The organism is Streptomyces sp. SID8374 (assembly GCF_009865135.1).
Lineage (GTDB): Bacteria > Actinomycetota > Actinomycetes > Streptomycetales > Streptomycetaceae > Streptomyces.
Window position 1 is genome coordinate 2,497,103 of sequence record NZ_WWGH01000001.1, and the last position, 14,073, is coordinate 2,511,175.

Sequence of the window (14,073 nt, forward strand, 5' to 3'; positions counted from 1 at the left end):
CCCGCCCCATGTCCGTGGACCGACCTCCGTCCGATGAAGGGCTGATCACGCCGTGACCACCGTCGAGACCGGGCTGCCCGGTGCCGCCCCCGGTCGTTCCCCCGTCAAGGGGTGGCTCGCCGTGCTGGCGGTGACCCTGGGCATCTTCTCCCTGATGACCTCCGAGCTGCTCCCCGTGGGCCTGCTCACCCCCGTCGGCACCGCCCTCGACGTCTCCGAGGGCACGGCGGGGCTGATGGTGACGGTGCCCGGCCTGGTCGCCGCCGTCTCCGCGCCCGTGGTCACCGTGGCCACCGGGCGCATCGACCGCCGTATCGTCCTGGTGGTCCTGATCGGCCTGATGGGCGCGGCCAACCTCGCCTCCGCCTTCGCCACCAGCTTCACCGTCGTCCTCATCGCCCGGTTCCTCATCGGGGTCAGCGTCGGCGGCTTCTGGTCCATCGCGGGTGGCATCGCCCTGCGGCTGGTCCCGGCCAGGCATGTCGCCCGGGCCACCGCCGTCATCTTCGGCGGGGTGGAGACCGCGTCCGTCCTGGGCGTGCCGACCGGAACGTTCCTGGGGGATCTGAGCAGTTGGCGTACGGCGTTCGCGGCCGTGGGTGTCCTCGGGATCACCTCCCTGACCTGCATGCTCTTCCTCATGCCGAAGATCCCGGCCGGGCAGTCCCTCACGTTCTCGGCCCTGCCGAAGGTCTTCGTACGCAACGCCGGGGTCCGGACCGGGATCGCCCTCACCTTCCTGGTCATCACCGGCCACTTCCTGGCGTACACGTTCGTCCGGCCGGTCCTCCAGGGCGACGGCGTCGGCGACCGGTCGATCGGTGTGCTGCTGCTGACGTTCGGAGTCGCCGGTATCTGCGGCAACTTCATCGCCGGGGCCCTCATCGCCCGGCGGCTCCGGCAGTGCGTCATGGGGATCTCGGTGGTCCTCACCTCGGGCATGGTCCTGCTCGCGGTCGTCGGCGCCGGCACCCTCTCCGCGGGCGCCATCCTCGTGCTGTGGGGCCTGGGTTACGGCGCGGTGCCGGTCACCTTCCAGACCTGGATCCTCGACGCCGCGCCGGATGCCACCGAGGCGGCCACCTCGCTGTACGTCTCCGCGTTCAACCTGTCCATCGCGCTCGGCGCGCTCCTCGGCGGCTTCGCCGTCGACGGCATCGGCACCACGAGTGTGCTGTGGACCGGCGCCGCCCTGGCCCTGCTGGCGCTCTTCGTGGTGGGCGGTGCCCGCCGCACCGGGCCGGGGGCCCGGCCGTGAATTCGCGTGCCGCGCCGCACCCGGCGGCACTATCGTCACCCGCATGAACGTCACCGGCCTCAGCACCACCGCGACCGCGCGAGCGACCAGCTCGCCGGTTGCCGCCGCCTGACCTTCCCCCCTCCCCCGGCGACCGGAAACGGTCCGCCGGTGGTGTCGTGGCCCTCGGGCCCGGCCGGGTGACCGGACGGTCCCGTTCTCCGGTGCCTCCCCGCTGCCATGCGAAGGAGCCACCCCATGCGTACGGAACAACTGGTCCGCACATGCGTCGAGTTCTACGAGGAACGCGGCCACCGCCGGGTCACCGGATCGACGCTCCTGCCCCCGCCCGGCGACCCCGTGCTCTTCACCACCTCCGGCATGCACCCGCTCACGCCGTACCTGGAGGGCCGCCCCCATCCGCTGGGCCGGCGGCTCGTCAACGTACAGCGCTGTCTGCGCACCACGGACCTGGACGAGGTCGGGGACACCACGCACCTGACCGTCTTCGAGATGTTCGGCACCTGGTCGCTGGGCGACTACGAGGGGCCGGCCAGCTTGGAGTGGGCGTACGGGCTGCTCACCGAGGGGCTGGGCGTCGACCCCCGTCTGCTGTACGCCACCGTCTTCGCCGGGGACGGCCGGACCGGGCCGGACACCGCCTCCCTTGCGCTGTGGCAGGGGCTCGGTGTGCCCGTCGAACCCACCGTGGAGGACAACTGGTGGCCGAACAGGACCGACGGCACGGTCGGGCCGTGCGGACCCGACTCCGAGATCTTCCTGTGGAGCGGTGACGGCCCGCCGCAGTCGACGCCCACCCGCGACGGCCGCTGGGTCGAGGTGTGGAACCACGTGACGATGACCCACCGCCGCCTCGGCGACGGCTCCCTCGTCCCTCTGCCCCGGCGCAACGTCGACACCGGGCTCGGCCTGGAGCGGCTGGCCTCGCTGCTCCAGGGCAAGCCGTCCGTCTTCGCGTGCGATGTCTTCGACCCCTGGCGCCGCCTCGTTCCGGCCCTGTGGGATCTGGACGAGCCCTCGCTGCGCCTGGTCTGCGACCACCTGCGCTCGGCCGTCGTGGTCCTGGGCGACGGCGTGCGCCCGGCCAACTCGGGGCGGGGTTATGTGCTGCGCCGGCTGGTACGGCGGGTCCTCACCGTGCTCTGGCGGGACGACCCCTCACGCGGTTTCGGCGACCTGCCGGAGGAGCTGGTCCGGCACACGCTGGACCACTTCCGGCAGGACACGCCTCCGGGCGATGTGCTCCGGGTGCTGCGCGAGGAGGAGGACCGGTTCGGCCGGCTCCTGGAGCGCGGGCGGCGGGTGCTCGCCCACGCCCGCTTCCAAGGGCCGCTGACCGAAGGGGACTTCCACTACCTCCACGACACCCACGGGCTGCCGCGCGAGCTGATCACGAGCCTGCGGGAGGGGTGAGGGGGGCGAGGCCGCCCGGACGGCCCCTCAGCGGTAGTCGTCCGGGTGGCCCTGCATCCAGGTGTTGATGCCGTCGCGGGTCCCGACGATCTCGGAGAAGTGCTTCTCCAGGTGCGGTGTGGGCCGGTCCTCGCCCCACGTGGAGAACAGGACCTTCATGTCCGCGAGCGGCTGCTTGAAGTGGCCAGGCCCCTTGGGGTCCGCGCGCATCGCCTCGTCCAGCTCCGTGAGCTCCTGGATCACCCGCCCGAGGAAGTAGGCGCATTCCCCGGCGCCGGGCGTACAGGTCTCGCCCAGTGTGGCCTGGAGCGTCGCGAAGGCGTCGCGTACGAGCTCGGGGGCCGGTTCGGCGGGCCCGGTGGGCTCCTCCGTCGCCTCGGCCGCCGCCTGCTCGGCCTGGTCGGCGTTCACCACCGGGTCGGCGGACGGCGACACCGTGGCGTAGTCCGCGCGGGGGCCGTCGTCGGTCTGCGCCTGGGAGCAGGAGACCAGGGCGGCCGCCGCCAGTACCACAACTGCCGCGGCCCGGAGCCCCGTTGCGGTGGTGGCCGTGGTTCTGCGTAGGCCGCTGCGGGCAGTCGTACGTACAGGCATGAGGCCCCCCTTGTGTGATGGGTCCAGACCTTATCCCGCCCCCACCGGCCCCACCTCCGCCAGGAACGCCGCCAACTCCCTGTACACCGCCGCCGGGTCGTCCAGGTGTACGTCATGCCCGGCGTCGGGCACCACGGCGATCCGCGTCCCCGGCCGCCGCTCGGCCATGCGGTCCGCCTCCTGCTGCTTCAGCATCCCCTTTGCGGCCCGCACCACCAGCACCGGGCAGCGCACCGCGTCCCACGCGTCCCAGAAGTCGCGGTGGGCGTTCTCCTGGACCGTGGCGACCATGACGTCCCGGTCCACGCGCGGGTGCAGGCCCCCGGGACCCGGGGCGAGGCCCGCCGCCCAGGCGAGGCCCGCCGCCCAGGCGCGGCCCGCCGCTCCCCCGCCGAAGAACGCGGCCGCCGCCTCCGCGTCGGGGAACGGGACCGGCCACGAGTCCAGCCAGGCGCCGATGGTCTCCGGCAGCGAGGGGCTAGGGCCTGTCGTCAAACTGCCGTCGTCGCCCGAAGGGCGGCCGCGCGGCGTCTGGTGCGTGCGATCGCAAGGCGCCGGAATGGCCTCGTAGCGGAGCTACTTGGCCATTTCGGCAACGCCGCGAGCGTGCGTGCCAGGCGTCGCACGGCAGACGGCAGTTTGACGACAGGCCCTAGGGCCGTCCGGGCCCGCCTCGATCAGGACCAGGGCGCGCACCAGCTCCGGGTGGGCCGCCGCGGTGAGCAGCGCGGTGAGCCCGCCCATGGACTGGCCCACCAGGACCAGCCGCCCGGCGGGGAGGCGGAGGGCCCGGGCGACCTGGACCGCGTCCCGCACATGGGCCGCCCGCGAGACGTCCCCCGGGCGTCGTGTGCTCGCGCCGCTGCCCCGGGCGTCGAACGCGACCACCCGGTGCGTGGGCGCGAACCCGGCCGCCGGCGCGTCCCATTCACCGCTGTGGCCCGCCAGGCCGTGCAGCAGGAGCAGAGGCGGGCCGTCGCCGCCGGTGTCGGTGCAGTACAGGCGTACGGGCGGGGCATCGCGCCCACCCGCGGTCTCGGCGAACTCTGGGACCTCGATCATCGTCGTGGTCGTGCTCGTTGCCATGCGATGCCCCCCTCGTACCCCGTCAGCGGCCGCCCGTCGGTGCGGCCGGAGCAGAGGTTAGCCTCGGCAGGGACACGGAGACGTGGACGGACGACGTACACGGACACGCACATGGACACGGAAGCGATGGTGGCGGCGATGGCGAAGGTTCCGGCAGCGGCGGTGGCGGCGGGCGGGCTCGTCGGAGGGTACGGCGTCGCCCGGTGGACCGGGAAGCGTCCGCTCGGCGGGGTCGCGCTCGCCGCCGCCGGGTCCCTCGCCGCGTACGAGTGGAACCGTCAGGCCGGTCCGCGTGCGGCCACCGCGCTGACCCTCGCCTACGTCGCCGCCTTCGCCGGGTCGCACCCGCTCGCCAAGAAGACCGGCGCCTGGCCGGCCGTCTTCGCCGTCGCGGGCGGGGTGGCCGCCGCCTCCTGGGCCGTCACCCGGCGCGCCGCCGTCTGAGGGTTCTCCAAGAAATCCGCACCGCGTTGAACACCCGACGCGCCGCGCCCGTACTACCGGGCAACTCCCCCGCGTAAGCCGGGTGCGTATCCGTACGACAGGACGGATACGCACCCGGAACCCTCGGCTCCGTGAAGCGGCTCAGCCGCCCAGCGCCCGCGACACCGTGTGGATCGCCAGGCCCGCCAGTGCGCCGACCACCGTGCCGTTGATGCGGATGAACTGAAGGTCGCGGCCGATGTGCGCCTCGATCTTCTTCGACGTCTGGGTCGCGTCCCAGCTCGCCACCGTCTCGCTGATCAGCGAGGTGATCTCGGCCCGGTACGTCGTGACCACGTACACCGCCGCGTCCTCCAGCCAGCCGTCCAGCTTGCCCTGGAGCCGCTCGTCGCTCGCCAGCTTGGCGCCCAGCGACATCAGGGACGCCCGGGCCCGCAGGCGGAGTTCGCTGCGCTCGTCCTCGGCGGCCGCGAGGATCATCGTACGGACGGAGGACCACGCCGAGGCGATGACGTCCTGCACCTCGCCCCGGCCCAGGATCTCCGACTTCAGCCGCTCCACCCGGGCCCGGGTGTCGGCGTCGCTCTGGAGGTCGGCCGCGAAGTCGGTGAGGAACGTGTCGATGGAGGCGCGCGCCGGGTGGCCCGGCATGTCCCGCATCTCCGTGACGAACCGCAGCAGCTCCTTGTAGACCCGCTCGCCGACCCGCTTGTCCACGAACCGGGGCGTCCAGCCCGGCGCCCCGCCCTGCACCGCGTCCATCACCGAGTCGCCGTGCTCCACCAGCCAGTCGTGCGCCCGTACGCAGACGAGGTCGACGACCTTGCGGTGGCCGCCGTCCTCCACGACCCGCTCCAGCATCTTGCCGAGGCCGGGGCCGACCTCCGCCGCGTTCGCCCGCCGGGTGATGGCCTCGCCGACGACCGCCTGGACGTCGGAGTCCCGCAGCACCGTGAGCGCGCCGCGCAGCGCCGTCGCCAACTCGGCGGTGACCCGGTCGGCGTGGGCCGGCTCCGAAAGCCAGGCGCCGACCCTCCGGCCGACCCCCAGAGCGTGAATTCGGTCACGAATGACGTCTCCGGAGAGAAAGTTTTCGCCGACGAAGGAACCGAGGGACTGTCCTAGCTGATCCTTCTTGGTGGGAATGATGGCGGTGTGGGGGATGGGCAGGCCGAGCGGGCGCCGGAAGAGCGCCGTCACGGCGAACCAGTCCGCCAGAGCGCCCACCATCCCCGCCTCGGCAGCCGCCGCAACGTAGCCCGGCCAGCCCTTCACACCTGAGTGCTCAGCCCAGGTGGCCAGGACATAGACCAGTGCGACGAGCAGAAGGAGGCCGGTCGCCGTGAGCTTCATGCGCCGTACGCCGCGTTGTTTCTCCTCGTCGGCGGCGGTGTACGCGAACGAGGCCAGCGGGCCCGGGACTGGCGGGGCGTCCTCGCCGGGGCCCGAAGGGGTCCCGGGCCCTGACCCCTCGCCGGAACCGCCCGCCGCCGTCCCCGGGCCCAGCGCCTTGCGGGCTTCGGTCCCCGTTCCGGACGCCGGTCCTCCGGAGTCCGGGTCCTGTCCTGACTGCTGCACCGCGTCCTGCTCTCCGGAACCGGTCGGTCCCATGCGCTCCACCCGTCCCACCCGTTCCAGCCGTGCACGTACGCCCCGCCCCCGCGACGTACGCATTGTCCCTACTTCCCCTACTCCCGGGGCGCATGTCGAGTTCCCCGCGGCCTGCCGCATCATGGAACCAGCACGATCATCACAAGGAGAAACACCGCACATGCCCAGGCGCCAGGGGTACGCCCTGCTCATAGCCCTACTGGCGGGCACCGCCGTACTCGCCGTCGCCGCCGTCCTCGGCACGACGCTGTTCGCCGGCCCCCGGGCCGCCCCGATCCCGCCGGCCGAGACGCATGCGGCGGCCCGCAACCCCGTCGCCCCCGCCAACGCGGCCGGGAACTGGGTCGCCACCTGGACCACCGCGCCCGTCGGCGCGGAGCCGGGCGCCGCGAACGGGTTTCCCGGCAGCACCATCCGTAACGTCGTGCACACCAGCGTCGGCGGGGACGCCGCCCGCATCACGCTCTCCAACCTCTTCGGGACCGTCCCGCTCCTCGTCGACCGGGCCACCGTCAACACCCGCCCGGTGACCTTCGACGGCGCCACCAGCGTCACCATCGCGGCGGGCGGGCGGGTCGTCAGCGACCCGGTCGTGGTGCCGGTCGCGCCCGACTCCGACCTCCGGGTCGACTTCCGCACCCCGCGCGCGAGCGGCCCGGTCACCTACCACCCGAACACCCACCAGACGTCCGCCCTGGCCGACGGCCGCACCACCTGGTCCACCACCAAGTGGCGCTACCTCACCGCCGTGGACGTCCGCAACGAGGCCGCCCCCGGCACCGTCGTCGTCATCGGGGACTCCCTGACGGCGGGCAGCGGCTCCACCACCGACGCCAACTCCCGCTGGACGGACGTCCTCGCGGACCGCCTCGGCGGCCGGTACGGGGTCGCCAACGCGGGCATCGCGGGCAACCGGCTCCTCACCGAGGGCTCCGCGGGCCAGGCCGGGATCGTCCGGTTCGAGCGGGACGTGCTCTCGGTCGCCGGGGCGCACACCGTGATCGTGGCCCTCGGCATCAACGACGTGCAGCAGGCCCCGCAGGAGCCCGACGCCGGGCGCATCGTGGCCGGTCTGCGCACCCTCGCCGACCAGGCGCGGGCCCGGGGGCTGACGGTCGTCGGCGCGACCCTGACCCCGTTCGAGGGCTTCCCCACCTGGACGCCCGAGCGCAACGCGGTACGGCTCGCGGTCAACGAGCAGATCCGGTCGGGCTCCGTCTTCGACGCGTACGTCGACTTCGACGAGGCCGTACGCGACCCGGCCGCGCCGAACCGGGTGCTCGCCGCGTACGACTCGGGCGACCACCTGCACTTCAACGACGCCGGGTACCGGACGCTCGGCGAGCGGGTGGACCTGACGTCCCTGGAGCGGGCCCGCACGCCGGCCTCCGACGAGCTGTGAGGTGACGTACGCGTAGGGGACGGCGAGGGTCCCGCCCGGGCCCTCGGCTCAGCTCCTCCGCCCGGCCCGGCCCGCCTGGGCCCCGCCCCTCAGCCCAGCTCCTTGCGGCCGCCGCCGCCCGCTCCCCCGTCGCCGCCGTCCAGGCGTCGCCGCTCGCGGACCGCCCGCTCCGCCTCCTCGGCCTCCTTCAGGCGGCGGCGCTCCGCCTTCGTCCGCTTGCGCTCCACGCCGACGCCGCCCATCAGGGCCAGCCCCGTGATCGTGACGCGCGGGGCCTCCGGCACCGTCTCGCCCTCCTCGCTCGGGCCCTCGCCGAAGCCGCCCATGATGCCGATGCCCCGGACGTCCACGTTCAGCTCCGGCGGGGCCGTCACATGGAGGCCGCCCATGATGGCGAAGCAGCGGATGACGACCTCGCGGTCCTCGAAGTCCGCCTCGCGCAGGTCGATCTCGCCGCCGCCCCACATCGCGAACGCGGTGAACTTCCGGCCGACCGTCCAGCGGCCCTTCCGGTTGAAGCCGCCCCAGAGCGCGAACCCGCCCTTGGAGGTCGCGGTGCCGCCGATCCGCGCGGGCCAGTTCGCGGCGGAGCCCCGCAGCGGGGCGGGGGCGGAGGAGCCCACCGGGGCCACGGCGGTGCCGGGCGCCGGGAGGTCCTGGACGAGCGGCTCCAACTCCCCGTGCGTACGGGCCTTGTAGGCCGTTTCGAGGCGCTGCTCGAACTCGTCCATCTCCAGCCGTCCCTCGGCCACGGCCTCCCTCAGCAACTCGGCGATCCGCTCACGTTCAGCATCGGAAGCACGCATCTCAGGACGTTCACTTGTCATACCGCGCACCCTATTGAACGCACCCGTTCCCGGCACAGACGTGCAGGCCCAGGAGTTGTACGCGTCGGCCCACCCGGGTCCGGCCTAGGGCCTGGCCTCGTACATCCTCGCGATCACGGCCTCGATGTCCGGCTCCCGCACCGACAGGTCCATCAGCGGGTACTCCGCCGCGATCCGCGCCACCAGCGGGGCGGCCGACGCCGAGGCGGGGAAGGCCAGCCACTGGCGTACCCCCTCCACCTTCACCGCCCGCAGCCCCGGCCCCGACGCGTCGGACGTCAGCTCGATGGGCGGTAGTTCGCGCTCCAGGTCCACCACCAGCATCCGCTCGCTCTCCCCAACCTCATGGAGACCGGCGAGCGAACCGTCGTACATCAGACGGCCGTGGTCGATCACCATCACCCGGCGGCAGAGCTGTTCGATGTCGGTCAGGTCGTGCGTCGTCAGCAGGACCGTGGTCCCGCGCTCCGCGTTCAACTCCTTGAGGAACTGGCGCACTTTGGCCTTCGAGATCACGTCGAGACCGATCGTCGGCTCGTCCAGGTAGAGCACCTCGGGATCGTGCAGCAGGGCCGCCGCGATGTCGCCGCGCATCCGCTGCCCCAGGGAGAGTTGGCGTACGGGGACCTCCAACAGCTCTCCCAGGTCGAGGAGTTCGACGCAGCGGTCCAGGTTCTCCCGGTAACGGCGGTCGGGGATGCGGTACATGCGGTGCATCAGCCGGTACGAATCGCGCAGCGGCAGGTCCCACCAGAGGGTGGTGCGCTGGCCGAAGACCACGCCGATGCGGTGGGCGAGGCGCGTACGTTCCCGGGACGGGTCGATGCCCGCCACGCGCAGACTGCCGCCGCTCGGGGTGAGGATGCCCGTCAGCATCTTGATCGTGGTCGACTTCCCCGCCCCGTTCGGGCCGATGTAGCCGACCATCTCGCCGCGCGCCACCTGGAAGCTGATGCCGTCCACGGCCCGGACCTCGTGCCGCTCCCGGCGCAGCAGACCGGCCTTCCGGCGGACCTGGAAGACCTTCTCGACGCCGTCGAGGGCGATGAAGCCGTCGCCGCCCGTGCCCGTGCCCTCCCCCGTAGCTCCGACCGACGTATCCACCATGTCCGACTCCCCTTCCCTCAACTGCCCGTACTCCGGTACGTCCGCAGCGCCGCCCGCCACGCGAGCCCGGCCAGCGCCCCGAACGCCACCGCCACCACCGGCGGCAGGAACGCCACCCACTGCGGGAGGTCCAGCGGATACTCCCGGTCCAGCACATAGAGCGTGGGCAGCCAGCTGACGAAGGCCAGCGGGACCACGAACGTCACCCCGCGCACCAGGTCCTTCGCGAAGATCGTCGGCGGGTACTGGAGCAGCGTCGCCCCGCCGTACGTGAAGGCGCTCTGCACCTGCGAGGCGTCCTGCGCGACGAACTGGAAGGCCGCCCCGAACACGAAGACCGCCCCGAAGACCGCCGCACCGCTGATCACCATCACCGGCAGCATCGCCACCTTCAGCGGCGTCCACGCGATGTCCAGGGTCACCAGCGCGTAGCCCAGCACGGCGAGCCCCTGGAGGATCCGCCCGATCCGGCGCAGCGCGAACCGGTCCGCCGCCACCTGTGCCAGCACCGGGACCGGCCGTACGAGCAGGGTGTCCAGCGTGCCGTCCCGTACCCGGCGGCCCAGCCGCTCCATCGACCCCAGCAGCAGGTCGCACAGCCCGAAGGCCGTCGCCGACACCCCGTACAGCAGGGCGATCTCCGGGAGCGTGTAGCCGCCCAGCGCGTCGACGTGCGTGAACATCAGCACGATCGTGAGGAAGTCGAAGGCCGTCACCGCGAGGTTCCCGAACGTCGTCATGACGAACGAGGCCCGGTACGCCATCGTGGAGCGCACCCACATCGCCACGATCAGCCCGTACGCGCGCAGCCCCTCCAGCAGCCGGGGCCGCTCCTCGTACGCGAAGCCGCCCGGCTCCCGGCTCCCCTCGGGCCGCACCGCCACCGTCTCAGCCACCCTGGACCACCACCCTCCTCGTCGCCACGCTCTGGAGCAGCCGCCCCGCCAGCAGCAGCGCCACCGCCCAGGCGCCCTGGAAGGCGTACGCCTCCACCAGCCCCCACCCCGTGTACTTGCCGAGGTACACATCGGCCGGGATCTGGAGCAGCGAGGACCACGGCAGGACCCGGGCCACCTCGCCCAGGAGCCCGGGGAAAAGGGGGAGCGGCAGCAGCATCCCGGAGAAGAACAGCCCCAGCAGCCAGGCCATCTGGGTCGCGCCCGCCCCGTCCAGCAGCCAGAACGCCGTCAGCGCGACCAGGAAGCGCACGGCGAAGCTCACGACGATCCCCAGCAGGACCGAGAGCAGGAACGCCGGCCAGATCCACGCCGAGCCGGGGAGCGCGATGTCGAAGGCGAGCGCCCCCGCGAGCATCGGCACCACCCCGCGCCCCATCAGCTGGAACGCCGCCCGGCCCAGGTCCCCCGCCAGCCACCACAGCTGGAGGTCGGCCGGGCGGTACAGGTCCACGGCGATGTCCCCGGTGCGGATCCGCTCCATCAGCTCGTCCTCGAAGCCGCCGCCCATCATGGCGCAGGCGGCCAGGAGGCCCTGCCCGATCCAGACGTACGCCAGCGCCTGGGACATGTCGTACCCGCCGAGCTGCGGTCTCGCGTCCCACAGGGCGATGTACGTGTACGCCAGGATGAAGCCGAAGACGGTGTTGGTGAACACCCCCGCAGCCGTCGCCGTCCGGTAGGTGGCGTAGCGCCGGAACCCGCCCGCCGCCACCACTGCGTACAGCCGCACGCCGTCCCCTCTCCCCCGCCGCCACCGGTCGTCCGGACGAGCCGCTTCCGGCTCCGGACACCAAAGCGCACGACCTTAGTCCACCGACGCGGACGGCCGCGACCGCTTTTCCGGGGGTCTCGGGACCGGAGAACGGCGGAGAACGGGGGAGATCGAAGGATGATACGAGGGTTTCCCGGCGAAACGGGCACTATGGGAGCACCGACCGCACCCGAGGAGCCCCCACCGATATGAGCGACGAGCACCAGACCTGGGCCCCCCGGGACCCTTCAGCCGCCTCCGCGAGCCCCGGGAACGACGAGGGCGCGCAGGGGAGCTCATCCGGGAACGGGAAGAAGGGGCGCACGAAACGCCCCAAGCGGACCGGCTGGCGCCGCCTCTTCCCGACCTGGCGGATGGTCCTCGGGTCGGTCCTGGTGGCCGGCCTCCTCCTCGTCGGCGGGTTCTTCGCCGGATACCAGCTCGTCGACATCCCGGCCGCCAACGCCGGAGCCGACGCGCAGTCCAACGTCTACTTCTACAAGGACGGCACCGTCCTGGCCCGCGACGGCGAGGTGAACCGGGAGAAGGTCAAGCTCTCCCAGGTGCCCTCCAACGTCCAGCACGCCGTACTCGCCGCCGAGGACCGCGACTTCTACCACCAGCCCGCCGTCGACGTACGGGCCATGTTCCGGGCCGGGTGGAACACCGTGACCGGCAAGGGCAAGCAGGGCGGCTCCACCATCACCCAGCAGTACGTGAAGAACTACTACCTGGGCCAGGAGCGGACCGTCGTCCGCAAGGCCAAGGAGTTCTTCATCGCGATCAAGCTCAACCGCGAACAGAGCAAGGACCAGATCTTCGAGGGCTACCTCAACACCAGCTACTTCGGCCGCAACGCCTACGGCATCCAGGCCGCCGCCCAGGCGTACTACGGCAAGAACGTCGAGGACCTCACCACCGCCGAAGGCGCGTACCTCGCCTCCCTGCTGAACGCCCCCAGCCAGTACGACGTCGTCGCCCACCCCGGCAACAAGCCCGCCGCCCTGGACCGCTGGACCTACGTCCTGGACGGCATGGTCAAGGAAGGCTGGCTGGACCCGGGCGAGCGGTCCACGACCGAGTTCCCCGTCCCCGGCGAGGCCAAGCCCTCCACCGGCCTCTCCGGCCAGCGCGGCTACCTGGTGCAGGCCGTCGAGGCGTACCTCACCGGCAACGGCATCATCGACGAGGAGACCCTCGCCACCGGCGGCCACCGCATCACCACCACCCTCGACAAGAAGAAGCAGGACGCCTTCGTCGCGGCGGTCAAGGACAACGTGATGAAGAAGCGGAGCGGCGACCGCGAGGCCGACAAGAACGTGCGCGTCGGCGGCGCCTCCATCGTCCCGGAGACCGGCGAGGTCGTCGCGATGTACGGCGGGATCGACTACACCCAGCAGTACGTCAACAACGCCACCCGCCGCGACTACCAGGTCGGCTCCACCTTCAAGCCGTTCGTCTTCACCGCCGCCGTCGCGGGCGGCTCCACCACCCAGGACGGCCGGCGCATCACCCCGGAGACGTACTACGACGGCACCAACAAGCGCACCGTCCAGGGCCCCCAGGGCTCCACCGGTTACGACCCGGCCAACGAGGACGATGTCGACTACGGGCAGATCACCGTCCGCACCGCCACCGACAAGTCCGTCAACTCCGTCTACGCGCAGATGGCGCAGGACGTCGGCCCCGAAAAGGTGCGCGAGACCGCGGTCGCCCTCGGCATCCCCAAGGCCACCCCCGACCTCACCGCCTCCCCCTCCATCGCGCTCGGCCCCGCCACCGCCAGCGTCCTGGACCTCACCGAGGCGTACGCGACCCTCGCCAACCACGGCCGGCACGGCCCGTACACCCTCGTCGACAAGGTCACCAAGGACGGCACCGAGGTCGAACTGCCCGACCGGAAGACCGAACAGGCCGTCAGCCGCGAGGCCGCCGACACCACCACCGCCCTCCTCCGCTCCGTCGTCGAGGGCGGCACCGGCTCCGCCGCCCAGGCAGTCGGCCGCCCCGCCGTCGGCAAGACGGGCACCGCCGAGGAGGACAAGGCCGCCTGGTTCGCCGGGTACACCCCCGACCTCGCGACCGTCGTCGCCGTGATGGGCCAGAACCCCGAGTCCGGCATCCAGACCCCGCTGTACGGAGCCCTCGGCCTGGACCGCGTCAACGGCGGCGGCGCCCCCGCCGAGACCTGGGCCGCCTACACGGAGGCGGCCCTGCGCTCCTCCCCGGCCAAGGAGTTCGACCTCGAAACGGCCCCCGGCTCCGACGAACCGCAGGAGCCGGGCGAGGACGGGACCGACACCGCCACCGGCCCGGCCACGCCGGACGGCACCCCCTCCAGCACCGCCCCCAGCGCCCCGGCCGACACCACCACCCCCTCGGCCCCCACCGCCCCCGCCTCCTCCGCCCCGCCGGCCAACGGCAACAGCAGCACCGGAACCACCGGGGGCGCGACAGGAGGTGCGGACGGCGGCGGAGCGACCGGCGGGGACGGCGACGGCGGTACGGGAACCGGCACGGAGGGCGGTACGGACGGAGGCACCGACGACAGCGGTACGGGGACGCTCGGCGGCACCTTCATCGAAGGGGTCCGCGGCGCCCGCTATCCGGGCTGACCGACA

The 14,073-nt window shown here is 72.6% G+C and carries 12 protein-coding genes and 1 pseudogene; 5 read left to right on the forward strand and 8 right to left on the reverse strand.

Translation table 11 applies throughout. The annotated features are described in order from the left end of the window. Nucleotides 1-52: 52 nt before the first annotated feature. Together GTY67_RS11025 and GTY67_RS11030 are read left to right on the forward strand one after the other, a co-directional pair. Complete coding sequence (locus GTY67_RS11025) at nucleotides 53-1,258, forward strand: MFS transporter (RefSeq protein WP_161278546.1); 1,206 nt, start codon at nucleotides 53-55, stop codon at nucleotides 1,256-1,258. A 237-nt stretch (nucleotides 1,259-1,495) separates the two neighbouring features. Continuing rightward, complete coding sequence (locus GTY67_RS11030; RefSeq protein WP_161278547.1) at nucleotides 1,496-2,671, forward strand: alanine--tRNA ligase-related protein; 1,176 nt, start codon at nucleotides 1,496-1,498, stop codon at nucleotides 2,669-2,671. A gap of 27 nt (nucleotides 2,672-2,698) precedes the next feature. Here the strand turns inward: GTY67_RS11030 and GTY67_RS11035 are convergent, their stop codons facing one another. From GTY67_RS11035 to GTY67_RS11045, 3 genes and pseudogenes are all read right to left on the reverse strand, one after another. Beyond that, nucleotides 2,699-3,265 (reverse strand): hypothetical protein, encoded by a 567-nt coding sequence (locus tag GTY67_RS11035; protein WP_161278548.1) that lies wholly within the window; start codon nucleotides 3,263-3,265, stop codon nucleotides 2,699-2,701. 30 nt (nucleotides 3,266-3,295) lie between these two features. Continuing rightward, nucleotides 3,296-3,760: an alpha/beta hydrolase gene (locus GTY67_RS11040; RefSeq protein WP_237502588.1), complete on the reverse strand. Its 465-nt coding sequence runs from the start codon at nucleotides 3,758-3,760 to the stop codon at nucleotides 3,296-3,298. A 159-nt stretch (nucleotides 3,761-3,919) separates the two neighbouring features. Continuing rightward, nucleotides 3,920-4,327 (reverse strand): annotated as a pseudogene (locus GTY67_RS11045) (alpha/beta fold hydrolase); the annotation flags it as partial. 150 nt (nucleotides 4,328-4,477) lie between these two features. Here GTY67_RS11045 and GTY67_RS11050 point away from each other — a divergent pair. After that, on the forward strand, nucleotides 4,478-4,795 hold the full coding sequence (locus GTY67_RS11050) for a hypothetical protein (RefSeq protein WP_161280039.1): 318 nt from the start codon (nucleotides 4,478-4,480) through the stop codon (nucleotides 4,793-4,795). Nucleotides 4,796-4,936: 141 nt separating this feature from the next. Here GTY67_RS11050 and GTY67_RS11055 read toward each other — a convergent pair whose 3' ends face one another. Then, complete coding sequence (locus GTY67_RS11055) at nucleotides 4,937-6,406, reverse strand: DUF445 domain-containing protein (protein WP_237502589.1); 1,470 nt, start codon at nucleotides 6,404-6,406, stop codon at nucleotides 4,937-4,939. A 160-nt stretch (nucleotides 6,407-6,566) separates the two neighbouring features. Between GTY67_RS11055 and GTY67_RS11060 the strand changes: the two genes are divergently transcribed. Then, nucleotides 6,567-7,808 carry an SGNH/GDSL hydrolase family protein gene (locus GTY67_RS11060; protein ID WP_161278550.1) on the forward strand — a complete coding sequence of 414 codons (1,242 nt, stop codon included), beginning with the start codon at nucleotides 6,567-6,569 and terminating at the stop codon, nucleotides 7,806-7,808. Between the two features lie 89 nt (nucleotides 7,809-7,897). Here the strand turns inward: GTY67_RS11060 and GTY67_RS11065 are convergent, their stop codons facing one another. The 4 genes from GTY67_RS11065 to GTY67_RS11080 all read right to left on the reverse strand — a co-directional run bounded on the left by GTY67_RS11065 (nucleotide 7,898) and on the right by GTY67_RS11080 (nucleotide 11,431). Continuing rightward, complete coding sequence (locus tag GTY67_RS11065; RefSeq protein WP_161278551.1) at nucleotides 7,898-8,614, reverse strand: DUF1707 domain-containing protein; 717 nt, start codon at nucleotides 8,612-8,614, stop codon at nucleotides 7,898-7,900. A gap of 105 nt (nucleotides 8,615-8,719) precedes the next feature. Further along, nucleotides 8,720-9,742: an ATP-binding cassette domain-containing protein gene (locus tag GTY67_RS11070; protein ID WP_093688689.1), complete on the reverse strand. Its 1,023-nt coding sequence runs from the start codon at nucleotides 9,740-9,742 to the stop codon at nucleotides 8,720-8,722. Between the two features lie 17 nt (nucleotides 9,743-9,759). Next, nucleotides 9,760-10,638 (reverse strand): ABC transporter permease, encoded by an 879-nt coding sequence (locus GTY67_RS11075; protein WP_161278552.1) that lies wholly within the window; start codon nucleotides 10,636-10,638, stop codon nucleotides 9,760-9,762. Further along, nucleotides 10,631-11,431 (reverse strand): ABC-2 family transporter protein, encoded by an 801-nt coding sequence (locus GTY67_RS11080; RefSeq protein ID WP_093688693.1) that lies wholly within the window; start codon nucleotides 11,429-11,431, stop codon nucleotides 10,631-10,633. The genes GTY67_RS11075 and GTY67_RS11080 overlap by 8 nt, the downstream gene beginning before the upstream one ends. A 230-nt stretch (nucleotides 11,432-11,661) precedes the next feature. On the opposite strand from GTY67_RS11080, the gene GTY67_RS11085 reads away from it, so the two are divergent. Continuing rightward, nucleotides 11,662-14,067, forward strand: coding sequence for a transglycosylase domain-containing protein (locus GTY67_RS11085; protein ID WP_161278553.1), 2,406 nt, complete (start codon nucleotides 11,662-11,664; stop codon nucleotides 14,065-14,067). Nucleotides 14,068-14,073: the final 6 nt, after the last annotated feature.

Coding starts and splice junctions, on each gene's coding strand:
- GTY67_RS11030 (WP_161278547.1), top strand. CDS start 1,496: ATGCGTACGGAACAACTGGTCCGCACATGCGTCGAGTTCTACGAGGAA.
- GTY67_RS11035 (WP_161278548.1), bottom strand. CDS start 3,265: ATGCCTGTACGTACGACTGCCCGCAGCGGCCTACGCAGAACCACGGCC.
- GTY67_RS11050 (WP_161280039.1), top strand. CDS start 4,478: ATGGTGGCGGCGATGGCGAAGGTTCCGGCAGCGGCGGTGGCGGCGGGC.
- GTY67_RS11055 (WP_237502589.1), bottom strand. CDS start 6,406: ATGGGACCGACCGGTTCCGGAGAGCAGGACGCGGTGCAGCAGTCAGGA.
- GTY67_RS11060 (WP_161278550.1), top strand. CDS start 6,567: ATGCCCAGGCGCCAGGGGTACGCCCTGCTCATAGCCCTACTGGCGGGC.
- GTY67_RS11065 (WP_161278551.1), bottom strand. CDS start 8,614: ATGCGTGCTTCCGATGCTGAACGTGAGCGGATCGCCGAGTTGCTGAGG.
- GTY67_RS11070 (WP_093688689.1), bottom strand. CDS start 9,742: ATGGTGGATACGTCGGTCGGAGCTACGGGGGAGGGCACGGGCACGGGC.
- GTY67_RS11085 (WP_161278553.1), top strand. CDS start 11,662: ATGAGCGACGAGCACCAGACCTGGGCCCCCCGGGACCCTTCAGCCGCC.